Annotated in this window: 18 protein-coding genes; all 18 read left to right on the plus strand. The window is 37.7% G+C overall.

All coding sequences use genetic code 11. The annotated features are described in order from the left end of the window. Nucleotides 1–227: 227 nt before the first annotated feature. Nucleotides 228–1,082, plus strand: a complete 855-nt coding sequence (locus tag Q0K35_RS01980; protein WP_294561001.1) for an aldo/keto reductase — start codon at nucleotides 228–230, stop codon at nucleotides 1,080–1,082. Between the two features lie 213 nt (nucleotides 1,083–1,295). Beyond that, nucleotides 1,296–2,387: a BMP family ABC transporter substrate-binding protein gene (locus tag Q0K35_RS01985; protein ID WP_294561002.1), complete on the plus strand. Its 1,092-nt coding sequence runs from the start codon at nucleotides 1,296–1,298 to the stop codon at nucleotides 2,385–2,387. Between the two features lie 168 nt (nucleotides 2,388–2,555). Next, complete coding sequence (locus Q0K35_RS01990; RefSeq protein ID WP_294561003.1) at nucleotides 2,556–4,088, plus strand: ABC transporter ATP-binding protein; 1,533 nt, start codon at nucleotides 2,556–2,558, stop codon at nucleotides 4,086–4,088. After that, the gene (locus tag Q0K35_RS01995; RefSeq protein ID WP_294561004.1) at nucleotides 4,085–5,236 is read left to right on the plus strand and encodes an ABC transporter permease; all 1,152 of its coding nucleotides are present in this window, start codon (nucleotides 4,085–4,087) and stop codon (nucleotides 5,234–5,236) included. Before Q0K35_RS01990 ends, Q0K35_RS01995 begins: the two co-directional genes overlap by 4 nt. After that, nucleotides 5,236–6,201: an ABC transporter permease gene (locus Q0K35_RS02000; RefSeq protein WP_294561005.1), complete on the plus strand. Its 966-nt coding sequence runs from the start codon at nucleotides 5,236–5,238 to the stop codon at nucleotides 6,199–6,201. The genes Q0K35_RS01995 and Q0K35_RS02000 overlap by 1 nt, the downstream gene beginning before the upstream one ends. Nucleotides 6,202–6,454: 253 nt before the next feature. After that, nucleotides 6,455–7,768 (plus strand): PTS transporter subunit EIIC, encoded by a 1,314-nt coding sequence (locus Q0K35_RS02005; RefSeq protein WP_294561006.1) that lies wholly within the window; start codon nucleotides 6,455–6,457, stop codon nucleotides 7,766–7,768. Nucleotides 7,769–7,817: 49 nt separating this feature from the next. Then, nucleotides 7,818–8,039 carry a hypothetical protein gene (locus tag Q0K35_RS02010; protein ID WP_294561007.1) on the plus strand — a complete coding sequence of 74 codons (222 nt, stop codon included), beginning with the start codon at nucleotides 7,818–7,820 and terminating at the stop codon, nucleotides 8,037–8,039. Between the two features lie 61 nt (nucleotides 8,040–8,100). Further along, entirely contained in the window at nucleotides 8,101–8,547 is a 447-nt protein-coding gene (locus Q0K35_RS02015) for a DUF3284 domain-containing protein (protein WP_294561008.1), read from the plus strand. Then, the gene (locus Q0K35_RS02020; RefSeq protein WP_294561009.1) at nucleotides 8,544–9,641 is read left to right on the plus strand and encodes a MupG family TIM beta-alpha barrel fold protein; all 1,098 of its coding nucleotides are present in this window, start codon (nucleotides 8,544–8,546) and stop codon (nucleotides 9,639–9,641) included. Before Q0K35_RS02015 ends, Q0K35_RS02020 begins: the two co-directional genes overlap by 4 nt. Beyond that, entirely contained in the window at nucleotides 9,642–9,944 is a 303-nt protein-coding gene (locus Q0K35_RS02025; protein WP_294561010.1) for a PTS sugar transporter subunit IIB, read from the plus strand. A gap of 1 nt (nucleotide 9,945) precedes the next feature. Next, nucleotides 9,946–10,254, plus strand: a complete 309-nt coding sequence (locus tag Q0K35_RS02030; protein ID WP_294561011.1) for a PTS lactose/cellobiose transporter subunit IIA — start codon at nucleotides 9,946–9,948, stop codon at nucleotides 10,252–10,254. Between the two features lie 71 nt (nucleotides 10,255–10,325). Next, nucleotides 10,326–10,886: a TetR/AcrR family transcriptional regulator C-terminal domain-containing protein gene (locus Q0K35_RS02035; RefSeq protein WP_294561012.1), complete on the plus strand. Its 561-nt coding sequence runs from the start codon at nucleotides 10,326–10,328 to the stop codon at nucleotides 10,884–10,886. 145 nt (nucleotides 10,887–11,031) lie between these two features. Next, nucleotides 11,032–12,528 carry a DNA methylase gene (locus Q0K35_RS02040; protein WP_294561013.1) on the plus strand — a complete coding sequence of 499 codons (1,497 nt, stop codon included), beginning with the start codon at nucleotides 11,032–11,034 and terminating at the stop codon, nucleotides 12,526–12,528. Between the two features lie 8 nt (nucleotides 12,529–12,536). After that, nucleotides 12,537–12,950, plus strand: a complete 414-nt coding sequence (locus Q0K35_RS02045) for a hypothetical protein (protein ID WP_294561014.1) — start codon at nucleotides 12,537–12,539, stop codon at nucleotides 12,948–12,950. Between the two features lie 427 nt (nucleotides 12,951–13,377). Continuing rightward, complete coding sequence (locus Q0K35_RS02050) at nucleotides 13,378–14,061, plus strand: LytTR family DNA-binding domain-containing protein (RefSeq protein WP_294561015.1); 684 nt, start codon at nucleotides 13,378–13,380, stop codon at nucleotides 14,059–14,061. Beyond that, nucleotides 14,058–15,056: a sensor histidine kinase gene (locus tag Q0K35_RS02055; protein ID WP_294561016.1), complete on the plus strand. Its 999-nt coding sequence runs from the start codon at nucleotides 14,058–14,060 to the stop codon at nucleotides 15,054–15,056. Before Q0K35_RS02050 ends, Q0K35_RS02055 begins: the two co-directional genes overlap by 4 nt. Nucleotides 15,057–15,122: 66 nt before the next feature. Next, nucleotides 15,123–16,931, plus strand: coding sequence for an ABC transporter ATP-binding protein (locus Q0K35_RS02060; protein ID WP_294561017.1), 1,809 nt, complete (start codon nucleotides 15,123–15,125; stop codon nucleotides 16,929–16,931). Continuing rightward, the gene (locus tag Q0K35_RS02065; protein WP_294561018.1) at nucleotides 16,921–18,729 is read left to right on the plus strand and encodes an ABC transporter ATP-binding protein; all 1,809 of its coding nucleotides are present in this window, start codon (nucleotides 16,921–16,923) and stop codon (nucleotides 18,727–18,729) included. Before Q0K35_RS02060 ends, Q0K35_RS02065 begins: the two co-directional genes overlap by 11 nt. Nucleotides 18,730–19,048: the final 319 nt, after the last annotated feature.

Raw genomic sequence — 19,048 nt, forward strand, 5'->3', positions numbered from 1 at the left:
CGTGAAGATGCCCTTGAGAAAATGGGACATGATATAGCCAGTGAAGAGGAATGTGAGGCATTGAAGAAAAAGGCTGTTGAATTAGGTGCCATTCATACAATTATCGTTTAAAGATGGAAGTTTTTCCATCTTTTTTACTATAAGGTATATACATCATAACTAAGAAAAACTTCTTAATCTTGATGATTCAGGATATAATTCAACTGTAAGTACAGGAGGAAATGCAGATGAGCAAACAGATGTATATAAAATTAAATAATGGTGTTGAAATGCCAATGGCAGGTATTGGTACATTTCTTTTGAGTCCGGATGAAGCCGAAGCTTCAGTGGTGAGTGCTTTGGAAAATGGTTATCGTTTAATTGATACGGCCAATGCTTATGTTAATGAGAAAGCTGTTGGAAGAGGAATGAGGAAATCTTGTGTCGATCGGAAAGAAATCTTTTTGGAAACTAAGTTATGGCCATCGTTTTATGAACAGGAGGATGCTGTCGAAAAAACATTGGAACGTTTGAATACCGATTATATTGATTTGCTGTTGATTCATCAGCCGGCGGGCAATTATATCGCTGGTTATCGTTTAATGGAAAAAGCCTATAAAGAGGGTAAGGTTAGAGCTATCGGGTTATCTAACTTTACTAAGGAACAGATTCAGGAAATTTTAAATATTTGTGAGATCAAACCGTCTGTTTTACAAACAGAAATTCATCCTTATTCACAAGAGAAGGAGTTAAAAGATTTCTTATCTAAGGAAGATATTGCGATTCAGGCATGGTATCCGCTTGGGCATGGTGATAAGGCATTGCTTCAGGAAGAAGTATTTACAAGGCTTGCGAAAAAATATCATAAGAGCAATGCGCAAATCATTCTTCGCTGGCATTTGCAGGAGGGAAATATCGTGATTCCGGGTTCGAAGAATCCTGATCATATCCGTGATAATTTTGATCTGTTTGACTTTGTATTGGATGATGATGAAATGGCTGATATCGCAGCACTTAATAAGGATAAGCGTTATTATACGAGTACGCCTGAGCTTCTGAAGAGCTATGCGGAAATGGTGCCGCCGGTTGATGAACAAAAATAAAATTATTGTTAAAAGGGGTCTTTTTTAGAAGGCCTTTTTATTTTAGAAAGTGAAAGATTTGAAATTAAATGATTTATAAATCATTTGTTACTGAAAATGCAAGTAAACTAAAATATATCATTAAAATACATGTAAACGCTTTAATATTCATTGACAAAGACACTAAAAAAGGTTATTATTCAAATAGAAAGGAAACTTTTATAGGAGGATCAAATGAAAAAATTATTAAAAGTTGCTTTAGCTGCCATGATGTCTGTTGGTTTAGTCGCATGTACTGGCAACGGCGAAGGCGGTGACACAGATCAAATTTCTGTTGGTTTCGTAACTGATACAGGCGGAATTAATGACAAGTCTTTCAACCAAACGAGTTACAAGGGAATTCAGGATTTTTACGATGAAATGGGATATACTGAAGCTCCGAAGTATATCGAATCAAAAGCTGATGCTGATTATGTACCAAACCTGTCAACATTTGCGGATGAAGAAGCAGATCTGATCGTAGCTGCCGGCTATAAGTTCGATACAGCTATTCAGACGATGGCTGAAACTTATCCAAACCAGAAGATGTTGGTTATTGATGTTAACTGGCTGGATGCTGACAAATATACGAATGTCATGCAGGTAGGCTTTACAGAACATGAAGGATCATTCCTTGTAGGTGTTGTTGCGGCTTTAAAGGCTCAGGAATTAGGTGAAGACACTGTTGGTTATATCACCGGTGGTGACAGTGCATCAATGCTGAGATTCTATGCCGGATATCAGGCAGGTGTTTGGGCTGTTGATCCAAACATGAAGGTTTTATTCGATAATGCTAACTCTTTCGATAACATTGCTTTAGGTAAGACATTGGCTGAAAAGCAGTTTGCTGAATGTTCAGTTATCTTCCATGCTGCTGGTGGAGTTGGAAACGGTGTTATTGAGGCTGCCAAAGAGGCTACATTGGCCGGAAACCAGAAATGGGTCATCGGTGTTGACAGCGATCAGTACGAACAGGGATTCTATGATGATGATAAGACTCAGTCTGTCATTCTGACTTCCATGATGAAACGTGTTGATACAGCTGCTTATGATGCATGTAAAGCAGTAGCAGACGGTACATTCAAAGGTGGTATCTACACTTATTCATTAGCAAATAATGGTGTCGGATTACCTGATGAAAACCCTAACCTGTCAGAAGAAGTCCTGAAAACGGTAGAAGAGTATAAGCAGAAGGTTCTTGATGGTGAGATCACTGTCAGCGATACTCCGGTTACAAACGCAGATAATCCTAATACCAGCTTTACAGGTGCAACTTCTCAGGAATAAGCATTGAATAGCGTATTATAAAAAAGGCGGCAGGATCAAGATAAAAATGATCAAGCCGTCTTTTATTATCATTTCAAAATTAACGAATCGGACAGAAATAAAATAAAAGTTTCTTTATATACATATCATTAAATGATATAATAATAAAAAAGCAGGAGGAAAAAAAGAATGGCCTATGCAATAGAAATGCTGAATATTACTAAGGATTTTCCGGGTATTCGCGCAAATGATAATGTAACGCTGCGTGTTGAAGAAAACACCGTGCATGCATTGCTGGGTGAAAACGGTGCTGGAAAATCGACGATCATGTCAATTTTATTCGGTCTGTATCAGCCAACTTCGGGAACGATCAAAGTTAAGGGGAAAGAGGTTGTGATCAGCGATCCTAATGTTGCCAACCAGTTAGGTATAGGAATGGTTCATCAGCACTTTAAGCTGGTTGAATGTTTTACGGTAACGGAAAATATTATATTAGGAGCTGAACCGAAGGGAAAATTCGGAACGATCGACATGAAAAAGGCTGCGGCACGTGTCAAAGAATTGAGTGAATTATATGGTTTAAATGTTGATCCATATGCGAAGATCCGTGATATTTCCGTAGGGATGCAGCAGCGTGTGGAAATTTTGAAGATGTTGTACCGTAATGCAGATATCCTCATCTTTGATGAACCGACGGCGGTTTTAACACCACAGGAAATTCATGAACTGATGCATATCATGCGTAATCTTGTCAAAGAGGGAAAAACAATTCTTTTGATTACACATAAGTTAAAGGAAATCAAAGAAGCAGCAGATAAATGTACAGTTTTAAGAAAAGGAAAATGTATCGGAACAATAGATGTCAAGACGACTTCTGAAGAAGAGATGGCCAGAATGATGGTTGGCCGTGATGTCAGCTTTGCCGTTGAAAAGGGTGAAGCACATCCAAAGGAAAAGGTTCTGGAGATCAAGGATCTTTGTGTGAAAAATGTGAAAGGCCTGATGGCTGTTAAGAATTTCAGCCTGGATGTGCGAGCAGGTGAAATCGTCGGACTTGCCGGTATTGACGGAAATGGCCAGACGGAGCTTGTTTATGCATTGACAGGTCTATGTAAGGCTGAGAGCGGTCAAGTTATTTTGAAAGGAAAAGATATATTAAAGCTTCCTATCAAGAAACGATTGGATTCGGGAATGGCACATGTACCGGAGGATCGTCATAAGCATGGATTGGTTTTGGATTTTACGTTAAAAGAAAATTTTGTCATACATTATTATGATCGTGAACCTTTTTCTAAGCATGGTATCCTGCAGAAAAATGAAATCGATCAATATGCGGATAAGCTGATCGAACAGTTTGACGTGCGCAGCGGTCAAGGTAAGGATACTATCGTGCGAAGCATGTCAGGTGGTAATCAGCAGAAAGCGATCATAGCTCGTGAAATTGATCGTTCCAGTGATTTGCTGCTGGTCGTTCAGCCGACGCGTGGTTTGGATGTCGGTGCCATTGAGTATATTCATAAACGAATCGTTGAAGAAAGAGATAAAGGGAAGGCGGTTCTGTTAGTATCATTTGAACTTGATGAAATCATGAATCTGTCGGATCGTATTGCTGTTATTCATGATGGAGAGCTGAGTGGCTTGGTATATCAGAAAGATGTAGATGAGAACGTATTGGGTCTGATGATGGCTGGTTCGTTGAAGAGAGTGGAGGCAGTAGTATGAAATCTAAACTGAAGGTTACAACAAAACGTAAAGACAGCGGTGAGAAAAAGCATAGTCATCTAACAATTTCATTGATTGCTGTTGCTGTGGGTCTTATATTTGCCTTTCTTCTTACTATCCTTACCGGAAGAAGTCCATTTGATTTGCTGACAGCACTTGTTCGTTCGATGACAGGCTTTAACTTACAGAATCTTGGTTCTTTCAATATCATGTATGTATTGAACTGGTTCTTAAATGCAGTGCCGATCATCATGACCGGTTTATCTGTGGCTTTTGCTTATCGTACAGGTTTGTTCAATATTGGTGGTGAAGGTCAGATCATTGCCGGAAGTACGGCAGCGGCAGCGGTCGCATTGTTGGTTAAATTGCCGCCGATCATTCATCCGATTGCCTGTATCCTGGCAGCGGCAGCAGCCGGTGCGCTTTGGGGATTCTTGCCGGGCTTTCTAAAGGCTTATCGTGGTATCAATGAGGTCGTTATCTGTATCATGATGAATTACTGTGGTATGTATGCCTGTGCATGGTTTACAAAAGTCTTTTTGCCGATCGATCCGAATACGAACGATCGTACGATTGCGATCATGGAAAGCGCTGAATTGAAACAGGTGTTTTCTAATTCGACTTCACAGTTTAACTGGGGCTTTATCGTTGCCCTTCTGGCTGTCGTCTTATTTTGGTTCGTGATTGAAAAGACGACCTTTGGATACAGCCTGCGTGCTACCGGTTTTAATAAGGAAGCGGCTCGCTTTGCAGGTATGAAGGTTGAAAGAAATATCACGATGTCGATGATGATTTCAGGTGCACTTACGGGAATTGCCGGAGCGCTGCTGATTCTTGGAATTTATCGTTATGGACGAATCTTTACATCTTTCGATAACTTTGGCTTCGACGGTATTTCTGTGGCGCTGGTAGGTGGTTCTACGGGTATTGGAGTTCTTCTGGCCGGTATGCTGTTTGGTTTATTCAAGGCAGCGAGCGGAAATTTACAGCTATTCAATATTCCAAAGGAAATCAGTGAGCTGATACAAGCGATCATCATTTATCTGGTGGCTATTCAGTATGCAATTGTATTGCTTTTAGATAAAATTAGTGAAAGAAAGATAAAAAAGAAAGAGATTGAAGAAAAACCGGAAGGAGGTAACGTATAATGGAATTGCTTTATCAAATGTTTCCTTTGGCACTTATGAGTGCGGTTCCTCTGATTCTTGGTGCATTAGGTGGTTTGTATTCGGAGAGATGCGGTATTGTCAATATTGCTGTTGATGGTACGATGCAGATCGGTGCCTTTGTGGCTTGCTGTACGATCATATTCTGTGAACGAGGCGGTGTTCCAAATACGATCACACCTTGGCTGGCTCTTCTTGTCGCAATTATTTCAGGTATGTTGTTTATTGCGATCCATGGTGTTGCTTCGATTCATTTCCGTGCGGATCAGACAATTTCGGGTACAGCCTTGAATGTATTGGCCGGCGGATTGACGATTTATTTCTGTCAGATACTTTTTGATGGTAAGAAGCAATCTGATTATTATGCGATGACTTCTTCGTTTACGCGAATTAATGTTCCGATCTTAAAGGATATTCCGGTCATTGGTCCGATGTTCTTTCAGAACGCTTATATCACAACTTATATTGCGTTCTTCTTGGTCGTGCTGACCTGGTATCTGGTTTATAAGACACCATTCGGCTTACGTTTAAGATCATGTGGTGAATATCCGCAAGCCAGTGCATCTATGGGTGTTAATGTTGTAAAGACACGTTGGAAGGGCTTATTGATTTCAGGAGCGTTAAGTGGTCTTGCAGGAGCTGTTTTGATCATGACGACATCTTCCTATTATTATGTAGGAACGGTTCATGGTTTAGGATTCGTGGCAATTGCGACATTGATCTTTGGTCAATGGAATCCTTGGGGCTGCTTGTTTGCGGGAATCTTCTTTGGTTTTGCACAGACCCTGGGTTATTTCTCATCAAGCATACCGATGCTTATGGGCTTGCCTGTCGAGTTCTATTCGATCTTCCCATATGTCATAACGATCATTGCGTTGATATTGTTTAGCGGTCGCTCCATGGCACCTAAGGCCAGCGGCGAAATATATGACGCAGGAAAAAGATAAACGACTAAAAACGACTAAAATCAGGGTAAAACCTGATTTTTTTTCATGTATGGAATGAAAATTGCATTTATTATTGATTATATTTATACAATACGTTTGAAAGAGACGTTTGGGTGGTGTTTTTTTTAAGGCTTGGAAAAGAATTTTGGGAAGATATGGATGAAGTGAATATCTAAGGTATAATGGATATATAAGTCTTATGGCATGTCTGAGGATTGAATTGCATATAGTGGAAGAGAAAAGGAGATAAATTATGAATGGTTTAATCAAATTGATTGAAGACAAATTTGTACCTATTGCTGCGAGGATTGGTTCACAGAAACATTTAAGCGCAATCAGGGATGCGTTTGCCTCATTGATGCCATTGATCATGGCTGGGGCCATCGCTGTTTTATTGAATAATGTATTTTTTGTTCCTTGGGGGTTATTGGCTAATTTTATAGGTGCTGAAAGTGGCTTTATCGTATGGGCCAATGCAAATATCGCACCGATTTTTTCAGCAATTGATGCAGGCTCTTTAAGCATCATGGCATTAGGTTTATGTTTTTCATTAGGGTATAAGCGTGCTGAATATGAAGGGAAAGATGCTTTATCTACGGCATTAGTGACTGTGGGTTGTTTTATCGTTTGTGGAGCATTGGTGCGGAATAATGAACTGGTTGCCAGCTATGTTACTCATTATCTGGGGGCACAAGGTTTATTTATAGGATTGATCATTGGTCTGACAGCTCCTGAGATCTATATGTGGGCCGTTGATAAGGGATGGGTCATTCATCTTCCGGAATCGGTACCGCCGGCTGTCAGCAAGGCATTCGCAGGCATACTTCCGGGATTATTAACTTTCTTGATATGGGGACTTGTTTATTATATGTTTACACGGCTTACGGGTTTAAATGTCTTTGCGTGGTTTGAGGTGAATATTCAAACGGCTTTAATGAAATTAAGTCAGAGCATTTGGTCGATCCTGCTGATCTCTACGCTGATTCCATTACTTTGGTTCTTTGGCCTTCATGGAGCGAATCTTTTAGAGGCAGTGATGGCTCCGGTATATGGAACATTAGGCTTGATGAACATTCAGAATTTTGCGGAAGGAATTACCAAGGTCGGTATGGGTGCCAATGAATTATCTCCATGGGTACGTGGCTCATGGGATGCATATGTCTTTCTTGGCGGATCAGGTGCGACTTTGGCATTGGTAGCGGCGATTTTACTTGTATCAAAAGCGGCAGAGGATCGCGAGGTCGCTAAATATGGTATTGGCTGCGGTATTTTCCAAATCAATGAACCGGTACTCTTTGGGCTTCCGGTCGTATTGAATCCGATTTATCTGATTCCATTTGTGATTTCCCAGCCAATCATGACTCTGATTGGTTATTATGCGACCGTTTGGGGATTTGCGGGACCTATCGTGAATACGGTTCCTTGGACAACGCCACCGGTATTTGGAGCTTTGTTAGCTACAAACGGTTCGATCGGTGCTGCACTAACGGCCCTGATCTGTCTGGTAGTTGCATTTATTATCTATCTGCCATTTGTAATGGCAGCAAATAGGGCAGCGAAGAAATAAATATGAGCGGACCTATGAAAATAGGTCTGTTCTTTTAGAAAGGAAAAAGATGATCTTCATACAAATGCCGTTAAAAAGAGAAGATGTGATCGGTTTATTAAATGGTGCTACCCATGAAGGTTTTACCTTTCATTATCTGAAACAGGAAAAAATGAAGCTGTATTTTGAGGTAGATGGTGATCAGCGTGAAGCTGCGAAAACGGTAGAGAAAGTCATAAAGACTAGCAAGTGGGGGAGTGCTCTTTATTATCAAGTAAGTTATGAAGAATGAGATTCATTACCCGGGAAATATTTACAATTTAAAAGTATGCAGTTAGGAATGGAGGACACAGATGAAAGCAAGTGTAGAAATGAATCTTTCTCAGCATGATTTTTTTGAATATCTGACACAGTCGCTGATGATTGATATCTTTAAGAATTCGGATGAATTTAAAAATAAAAATGAAATAAAAAAAGGGTTGTGTTACAGAAAGATTTTTAGGCGGTCGAAAAAAGATTTGGAGGGTCATGTAGAACTCATAGAATTTATAAAACCTGAATGTTGTTTAAGTAAGATACAACTGAATTCCAATATCAGTCATGTTGGTTATAAAATAGAGAAAATTGATGAAGATCATATTCATGTGACTTATACCGAAACCTTTGATTCAACGAAGAAGTTTCATGTCTGGAATTATAAGGTGATGAGCTTTATTCTTTATTATTTTAATTTAAAGAAAATGAAAAGGATGCTGATGGCCATGGAATATCATATTCTCAATAAGGAAGAAAGCATATGAAAAAATTAGGAATATCTTTATATCCGGAAATATCAGAGAACCTTCAAAAGGATAAAGAGTATCTTGATCTGGCGGCGAAATATGGCTTTACACGGCTCTTTGTATGCTTATTGAGCACATCTGTGCGTACACGGGCTGAAGTTTTATCTATATTTAAGGACTTAAATGCTTATGCGAAGGAAAAAGGCTTTGAAATTATCTTTGATGTATCACCAAAGAAATTTAAGGAGTTGCACATCACTTATCAGGATCTTTCCTTTTTTAAAGAGATATATGCGGATGGTATCCGAATGGATGAAAGTTTTGGGGGAAAAGAAGAGGCTGAAATGACCTACAATCCTTTAGGTTTAAAAATCGAGCTGAATGCTTCTGTATTCGATAATCTGATCGATCGTGTCTTATGCTTTCATCCGAATCAGGAAAAGCTCATGACCTGTCATAACTTTTATCCGTTAAGGTATAGTGGGTTAGGCATCAAGTCTTTTAAAGAAGCGACAAGCAAAATGAGGGCTTATCAGCTTAGAACAGCGGCCTTTGTAACTTCTCAGAATCCGGGTAGCTTTGGACCTTGCTTCAACGAGGGATTATGTACGCTTGAAATACATCGTGATCTGCCTTTGGAATTGCAGATCAGGCATTTAAAAGCAATGGACATGGTCGATGATATCGTGATTGGTAATGCATATGCTTCAGAGGATGAATTGAGATGTGCTAAAAAGGCGTTTGATGCTTTGCTGACATTTAATATAAAAGCAAGAGATAATACTTCTTTGGAAGAAGAGATCCTCTATGATTTTAAACATATCGCAAGAGGTGATATCAGTGATTATATGATTCGTTCTACGATGTCTCGGTTACGTTATCATGATCAGTCGATACCGCCTCATGATACTGAGAAATGGGTGCATCGCGGAGATGTCATCATTATGAACGATCAGCTCGGCCGCTATAAAGCTGAGGTCCATCTTGCTTTACAGACCATGGAAAATGATGGACGGATGAATGTGGTCGGATCGATTGTGCCACAAGAGTTGATCCTTTTGGATGAAGTACGTCCATGGAGCCGTTTTATACTTAGAAAAGAGGAAAAATAAATGCGTAAAATATTACTGGTATGTTCTGCCGGTATGTCTACCAGCATGCTGGTGGATAAAATGATGAAAGCCGCAGAAAAAGAAAATTATGAGATCCGGGTAGAAGCACATTCCATTTCTGAAGCCAGAATGCTTGGCAGCTCATGGGATGTGATCCTATTAGGTCCGCAAGTAAAATTTCAACTCAAGGAAATGAAAAATGCCTTTCCTGATAAACCCGTAGAAGCCATTGAAATGAGAAGTTACGGACGGATGGATGGAGAAGCGATCGTGAAGCAGGCGCGCCTTCTTCTTAAAGATTAATATGGAAGGAATAGAGCTTGTGAGCTTTACGATCATTGCTTGTGCAGGTACTGCGCGTTCTTTGTATATAGAAGCGATCCGGCAGGCGAAAGTACAAGCGTTTATTGAGGCAGATTCACTTATGGATGAAGGCGAGAAAATGTTTATCGAAGGTCATGCGGCTCATGCCAAGCTCATTCAAGAGGAGGCTGGCGGACATAAAAGCGAATATGCTTTGTTGCTTGTTCATGCAGAGGATCAGCTGATGAGTGCGGAGGCCTTTGGTATTTTGGCGCGTGAATTTATTGATATCTATAAAAGGCTTGTGTAAAAGGGATGTATCTCATCTCTTTTTCTTTTTATTAAGATATGGTAAAATATTACCGGCAAGGAGCTGATCACATGTCACATACAAAGAATGCTTTAGGGAATGCCCTAAAAAAACTGACACATGAAAAACCCTTTGATAGAATTTCTGTTTCTGATATCACATCAAAATGCAATTTAAATCGGCAAACTTTTTATTATCATTTTCAAGATAAATACGAATGTTTGGAGTGGACCTATCTTCATGATTGTTTAGAACCGTTAGCGCATGGCATTGGTGTGGATAACTGGGAAAAAAGAATTGAAAAGATGCTGATGATCATGTCTAATGATAAAGAATTTTATATGCGTACGATTCATGCTACCCCTAAGTCATTTATTGATCCTTGTTTTACGATATTTAAAAATCTTTTTCTTCATGCGATCCATGTCATTGATGAAAATGGCTGTGTGAACGATCAGGAAGAAGAATTTATCAGTGAATTTTTAGCGCAGGGATGCGTAGGATGTATCATTTCGTGGGTGGATAAGGGCATGAAGATGACGCCGGTCGATCTTTCTTCAAAGTTAAAGAAGATAGAAGCCGATATGGAACAGCTCAATAAGCAAAAAAGAAAAATGAGAATGCAAAAGTAAAGTTTGAGATGGAAGATTTCAAACTTTTTTTATAAAAATATTAAAAAATATATCATATTTATATTAAAAATGATATAATATGGCTATACCGGTATAAAGAAGAATCATATATTTGAAATAGATGGATATGAAAGAAGGGTGTTTTATGCAAGTGCACGTTTATATTGCCATCGATTTGAAATCATTTTATGCTTCTGTGGAATGTGTTGAAAGGGGTCTGGATCCGCTTAATGTCAATCTTGTCGTAGCTGATGAGCTGCGTACTGAAAAAACAATCTGTCTGGCGGTTTCACCACCTTTGAAGGCTTATGGGATCTCAAGCCGTTCACGCTTATTTGAAGTGGTGCAGCAGGTCAAAGAAATCAATGAGAAAAGAAAATGGTTATTACCGCAGCATGTGTTTTCCGGTGAGTCGGTGAAGGATGATGAATTAAAAAAAGATCCTTCTTTAAAACTTTCATATATTACAGCGATGCCGCGTATGGCTTTGTATATCAAGTATAGTACAAAAATTTATGAAATTTATTTGAAATATGTGGCAGCTGAAGATATTCATGTCTATTCGATCGATGAAGTTTTTATTGATGCAACTGCATACTTGAAAATGTATGGAATGAGCGGAAGGGAGCTGACGGCCATGATCATTCAGGATATCTACAAAGAAACAGGGATTCCTGCGGCCGGGGGAGTTGGCAGCAATCTGTATTTATGTAAAGTGGCAATGGATATCGTTGCCAAGCATATTGAGCCTGATGAGAATGGGGTGCGTATTGCAGTATTAGATGAACTGAGTTATCGCCGTTTGCTGTGGAATCATCAGCCATTGACTGATTTTTGGCGTGTTGGCAGAGGCTATGCCAAGAAATTAGAAGCAAATGGATTGTTTACCATGGGAGATGTTGCACGATGCTCTCTTACGAATGAAGATTTTTTATATCGTCTTTTTGGTATCAATGCGGAGCTTTTGATCGATCATGCATGGGGCCGAGAACCTTGTACGATGGAGAATATCAAAAGTTATAGGCCAAGCTCTAACAGCTTAGGAACGGGGCAGGTATTGTCTTGTCCTTACTCTTTTGATAAGGGGCGGATCATCATTACAGAGATGTGTGATTCATTGGTCTTGCAATTAGTGGATAAAGGGTTAAAAACGGATCAGATATGTTTGAATATCGGCTATGATATTGAAAATCTGAAAAGGGACAGTACCTACAAAGGTGAGGTCAAGCGAGATCATTATGGGCGTCTTGTTCCCAAGCCTGCTCATGGAAGCGTACGGATGAAGGAGTTTTGCGCATCGACAAAGCTGATACGTGACGCTGTTTTAAAACTTTATGATAAGATTGCTGATAAAAAATTAAAAATAAGACGTATTAATATTTCATTCAATCATCTGCGCACGGATCAGGATATTTCAAATCAAAAAGATATGGAACAGTTAAATCTTTTTATTGATTATGATACGCTTGAAAAGGAAAAGAAAACACAGCAGATACAGCTGGAACGTGAAAAGAGGATCCAGCAGACAATGCTTGCCATTAAGAAAAAGTATGGAAAAAATGCTGTTTTAACATTGACCAGCCTTGAAGAAGGAGCGACTGCGATAGAGCGTAATCAGCAGATTGGCGGACATAAGGCTTAGGAGGTTTTATGAATCTTAATTTATATAAACAATGTTATGAGGATATTATTTATTTTGATTATCAAGGATCGCAAAAGCATGCTCATATGTCTTTATCTGATCGTGCTGCTCAGTTTTCTCCTTTTGCTGCTTTGAACGGACATGAGGCAGCGATACTGGAAACAGCCAGGTTAACTGAAGAGAAAATACTGCTGGCAGAAGAAAGGAAAGCCTGTATCAATGAAAAGCTTTGTTTTTTGAAGAAAGATATTCAGGCGAAACCATTCGTGAATCTTACTTATTTCCAAAAAGATGAAAGAAAAGAAGGGGGAGCATATATCAATAAAACAGAAAGAATCATTAAAATGAATGAACAAACACTGATTTTTGATGATCAAACTAAGATATTTTTCAATGACATTATTGACATAGAGATTTTATAGGCTTTTAATTAAAGCGGAGAAATTTAAAATGGCAGTATTACAGGGCCTGTTAAGCTGAGGCTGATATCCGAGCGTTTGATATTTATATCAAAGTTTGCGTAAAATAATCAAAATGTTAATTTGACGAGATTTATGTCGATGTACTCCTTGTTTGATTTATCACCATATGATCAAATGGTAGGAATCGATAAAAAGCAACAAAATCTGATACCAATCCATCAGCCTGTATAATATATTTAGATAAGTATCAAAAGAAGTTGTTCAATTGTTAACATATCTTGTGAAAGCTTCGTTATGATGATGTGTAAAAATCTGGGGATCATTTTATAAAATATGCAAGTATAATGAGTGAAAAAGAGGTTTTTTGATTAAAAGTGCGTTATAGAATTTCATTGTACTTTAAAATGAAATTTATTATAATATTTTTATGAAAATATGTATTTGTGATGATGATAGCAGTCAGTGTGAAAGCTTAAAAACAATGATTTTGGCTCATGATAAGAACCATGAAGTGACTTGTTTTCATAGTGCGGAAGAGATGCTGTTTGAGTGTGAAAACCAGTTTCTTTTTGATTGTATCTTCTTGGATATCCAAATGAAGAAAATGAATGGGATCGATTGTGCCAAAAAAATTCGAAGTATTGATGATAAAGTCATAATCATATTTTTATCTGCGATTCGTGAATATGTTTTTGAGGGTTATGAAGTAAATGCCATGCGTTATTTACTAAAACCATTAGATCAAAGGAAATGTCATGAATTATTAGATTTGGTCGAAGCTTCTATTCAAAAAGAAAAGACATACCTATATGTCAACAAAATGAAAATATGTTGTGATGATATTTTGTATATAGAGTCTTATGGACATTATTGCAGCATTCATGCTTTTAAAGCAATAGAAGTCAAGAAATCTTTAAGTGAATTGTACGCCGGGCTTCCAGATACATTCATCCAGACACACCGCTCTTATATTGTGAATCTGGATCATGTTGAAGCAGTGATCAAAGATCAGTGTCTTTTAGATGATCAAACGATGATTCCTATTAGCCGAAAATCTTTGAAAAAGGTCAATGAAGCTTTCATGGAACATATCAGGGGAGGCCTTTTATGATCGGACTTTTGATCTTGATCGGCTATTCATTGTTTTCACAGCGAAAGACACAGCATTTTAAAACGATATTCCTGCTTTCGGCTGCAGCGCTCATAGGTGGTTTGCTTGCTTATATCTATTTTAGGAAAGCTGTAGCGGTGATCGTGTGCATATATCTTCTGATACAGTTATGTTATTTTTCTTATTGTCAGAGAAGCGCATTATTGCCACTCGTGATGCAGGCTGTGGTTATGCTGCTGATGAGTATTTGGGGTTATATGACGCATAGCCTTGAGGTTACATGCCTGCTTTTATCGCTTTATTTCATTTCGTTAAGAATGTATGATACGTCTTTGCATAGTACATTTGAAAGCTACAGTAACAGCTATCAAAATAAACTGTTGAAAAATCAGGTGGAAGAGGTTCAGAATATCTATATGACAATGAGGGGCTGGCGCCATGATTATCATAATCATTTACAGTCGTTAAAAGCAAAGCTGAGTCAAAATCAGATTGAAGAGTCGATCCGCTATCTCAATGATCTTGAAAAAGATCTTGATGACATCAGGCTGATCGTGGAAAGTGGGAATGTTGAAGTAGATGCTATTTTAAATTCAAAGCTTTCACTGGCAATGGCACAGGATATAGAGGTTTCTGTTAAGGTATCCATTCCTGAAAATTTAACGATTACGAGTATTGATTGCTGTGTTTTGTTAGGAAATCTGATTGATAATGCTATCGAAGCCTGTGAGAAGGTAAGTGATAAAAAATATATTCGTTTATATATAGGTTTGTATAAGAAGCAGCTTTATATCAGTATTACGAATGCGACCAATGAAGTTGTCAGAAAGTTTGATGAGGAATATATTACGACCAAAAGAGGTAATCATGGCCATGGTCTAAAAAGGATCAATAAGGTAGTTGAAAAATATAATGGTTATATCAATCGAAAAAATGAACCAGGGGTCTTTGTAACGGAAATCATGCTGCCAATGAACCAAACATGTACGAAATGATACCATTCGTGCATTTTTTTATATCATGGACGGATTTATATTTATAATAGCGGCAGGGGTGGTAAAATGAAGAAATATTCAATATGGGATAATTATAAATATCTTTATAAATATTTGTGGAAGTATAGTCCGCGATTCGTTGTTGAAAATATTTTAGAAGTCATCACGAATGCGATTCAACCTTTTTTAGGAGTCCTTTTTCCTTCAATGATCATAGGTCTGCTGGAAGGTGGAAGCAATATTCAGAGTTTGGTTTGGATCTGCCTTTTATCATTTTCGCTTGCAGGAATCTTAAATGGTTTGGCAACTTATTTTAAGAACAGAAACTGGTTTTATTATATTTTTGTTCGGTGTGAATTATTTTGGCCTTTATTGATAAATAAATCGATGGACATGGATTATGCTTTATATGAAAGCGAAGCTGTGCAGAATGATATGAATAAAGCGATGAGTGCAATTAATAATAATTCATTTGGTATCGAAGGCTTTTTTCATCAAAATGTTCTTTTGCTTACCAGTATCTCAGGCTTAATCTTATACAGTCTTGTTATCTCTCATGTACATCCTCTGATCGTCGTATTTCTTCTGACATTATCTTTGATTCAGTATCTTTTCTATTTCATAGCTAAAAGATATGAAAATGCACATCAGGATGAACAAGCTAAACGAGCACGTTATCAGCGCTACTTTTTTGATCAGAGCAGCGAGGTAAAAAATGGGAAGGACATTCGTTTATATCAGCTTTCTCATTGGCTGACCTCTATTTTTGAACGTTATAATCGTGAGTATCAGCATCAGCAGGCAAAGATACAAAGCTTATATTATTTATATGACTTTATAGGCTTGATCTTACAGCTGATAAGAGATGGTGTTTGTTACGGCTATCTGATTTATTTGCTGGTTCAGGGAATGAATATTAGTGAATTTGTTTTGTATCTGGGCATAGTCAGTGGCTTTGGCAGCTGGTTTAGTCAGATTAGTGAAAGTGCTGCGGTTATTTCACGGTGCCTCATGCAAATTAATTATTATCGTGAATATATAGATTTAAAAAATATTTATTTACATAACAGTGGTAAAATTTTCGATAAAAAGGATGGTCAGACCTTTGAAATTGAGTTTGATGATGTATGCTTTTCATATCCGAACAGCGATCGGATGATCCTGGATCATGTATCTTTTAAGATCGATGCTGCTGAGAAGATTGCTTTAGTAGGGGTAAACGGTGCCGGGAAGACAACCTTGGTCAAGATGTTGTGCGGTTTCTATAAACCGACTTCCGGACGTATTTTGATTAATGGTATCGATATGAATGAATTGGATATCGATCAGTATTTTGATCAGGTGGCAGTATTATTCCAGGATTCGATTTTGTTATCTTATACGATTGCACAGAATGTTACGGGACAAATGGATGAACAGATTGATCATGACCGATTGATAAATGTTCTTAAGAAAAGCGGTTTATATGAGAAAGTGTTTTCTTTGCCTAAGAAGGAGAATACATATATAGGCAAGGATGTAGAAAAACAAGGGATCCAGTTATCCGGGGGCCAGATTCAGAAGTTATTCTTAGCACGTGCTCTTTATAAAAATACCCGGCTTTTGATCTTGGATGAACCGACAGCGGCGTTGGATGCGATTGCGGAGAGTGAGATGTATGATCAGTATGCTTCTTTGGTTAAGAATAAAACATCATTGTTTATCTCACATCGTTTGTCATCGACTCGTTTTTGTGATCGTATCTTTTTCTTGGAAAATGGTAAGATCGCAGAGTGTGGTACACATGATGAGCTGATGGCGAAAAATGGTTTATATGCCAATATGTTTCATGTGCAGAGCCAGTATTATAAGGAGGTGAATGAAGATGAAGCTTAAGGATACCTGGATATATACAAAGAAATTCTATCAAATGGTTCAAAAAGATCATCCAAGGATTTTGATTTATGTGATCATAGGTGGTATTTTAAAGGGATTTATTCCATATATCTCATTATATTATTCTAGCAGGATCTTGGATTTCTTATTAAGGTCGGATATAGAAGCAGCGAAGACGCAGATCATGATTCTTCTTCTTGCAACTTTTTTGTTAAGCTGTATTGAAAAAGCCTGTTATCAGGGAATGGTCGTCATTGCGGATGCGAGTGATTACACTGTTTGGAAACAGACAGCTCATAAAGCATATATCATGGAATATGAAGAATTTGAAAAAACAGAAACGATGGATAAGATCCGAAGAGCTAAAAACGGGTCAAATGGAAGTGGTGGTATTGCTTCACAAATTGATTCTTCTTATACCCTGGTAGGGAATTTCAGCTCGATTGTTTGTTCACTGATCTTTACTATACAACTTTTGATTCAAAGCAGCTATTCTTCAAACTTTCTTTTTTATACATTACTTTTATTCATTGCTTTTATTCTGTTTATGGCAATAGAGAACATCATGCAGAATCGGCTGGCAAAAATTGAAGTGACGATGCAGCATGATAATGAACATATGAATTCTTTATCAAATTATATCATTTCAAGTGCTTTGAATGTTCAAAATGGGAAAGATATTCGTTTATATCGCATGAAAGAGCTGATCAATCATTGGTATTTTGTTTTTAATAAGAAGATCAATCGAGTATTTAAAAAATATGCGAATACTGCCGGGAAGTATTATGGGATCATTGCATTTTTCATGCAGTTATTTACGGCATTTGTTTATATCTATGTAGGTTTGAGCGTATTAGAAGGGAATATCAGCATTGGTGATGTTTTGCTTTATACAGGAAGCATTACTCGTATGAGCACGACTTTTAATGAGGCTATCAGCGGTTATAATCAATTGGCTTATCGGTTTGAATATCTCGGTAATTTTGAAGAATTTATTAATTCGAAGAATATGCATTATGACGGTACATTGCCGATTGAAAAAAGAGATGACTATCAGTATGAATTTGAATTTAAGAATGTTTCTTTTAAATATCCCGATACTGAAGATTATGTATTAAAGAATATTAATTTAAAATTGAAAGTAAATCAGCGTTTAGCGATCGTTGGTCAGAATGGTGCCGGGAAGACTACGTTAATTAAGCTGTTATGTCGTTTGTATGAACCAAGTGCCGGTGAGATCTTATTGAATGGTATCAATATTGAAAAATATGATTATAAGGAATATACTGATATCTTCTCGGTCGTATTTCAGGATTTTAAATTATTTCCTCTGCCATTGGATGAAAATATAGCCGGAAGCAGTGATGTAGATGAAAATAAATGCCTTGAGGTACTTGAAAGGGTATCTATGAAGGAAAAGGTATTATCGTGGCCAAACAGACAGCATACGCGTCTTTATAAGGATCTGGGAGATGGTGTGAATATTAGTGGTGGAGAAGCTCAAAAGATTGCGATTGCTCGTGCTTTATATAAGGATGCACCTTTTGTGATCATGGATGAACCGACAGCAGCTCTTGATCCATTGGCAGAAGCTGAAATTTATGAGAATTTAAATCAATTGGTGGATAATAAAACAGCAATCTTTATTTCTCATCGTATGAGCTCATGTAAATTTTGTGATGAAATCATCGTATTTGAAAATGGTGAGATCATTCAAAAAGGAACCCATGAATCATTGTTGGAAGAAGATGGTTTATATCAGCAGTTATGGAATGCCCAGGCTCAGTATTATGTATAAAGTCCAATAATTTGAAATGATCTTATAGCCAAAATCATATGCAACTTATCTGCTGCATACTTGCCTGCCTACTCACTGTGCGGTTCTATTGACATCATATCTCCTTCTTTTGTTTCTTAAGATTTTGACTATTGCATACAACCAAGAGAGGGTATCTTATGTCAATTCTTTGTGAATAAAAATACTATTATATAAGTTTAAATAAAGAAGAAGGTCAATTTTACATAGGCCTTCTTCTTTATGAAAGGATGTTTTCATAGCTTTTATATAAAAAAGGTTCATTAAGCTTTATTTTAAGAGCTTTTATGAACCTTGTTGT

The sequence above is a fragment of the uncultured Traorella sp. genome (assembly GCF_944327115.1).
Classification (GTDB): Bacteria; Bacillota_I; Bacilli_A; order Erysipelotrichales; family Erysipelotrichaceae; genus Traorella.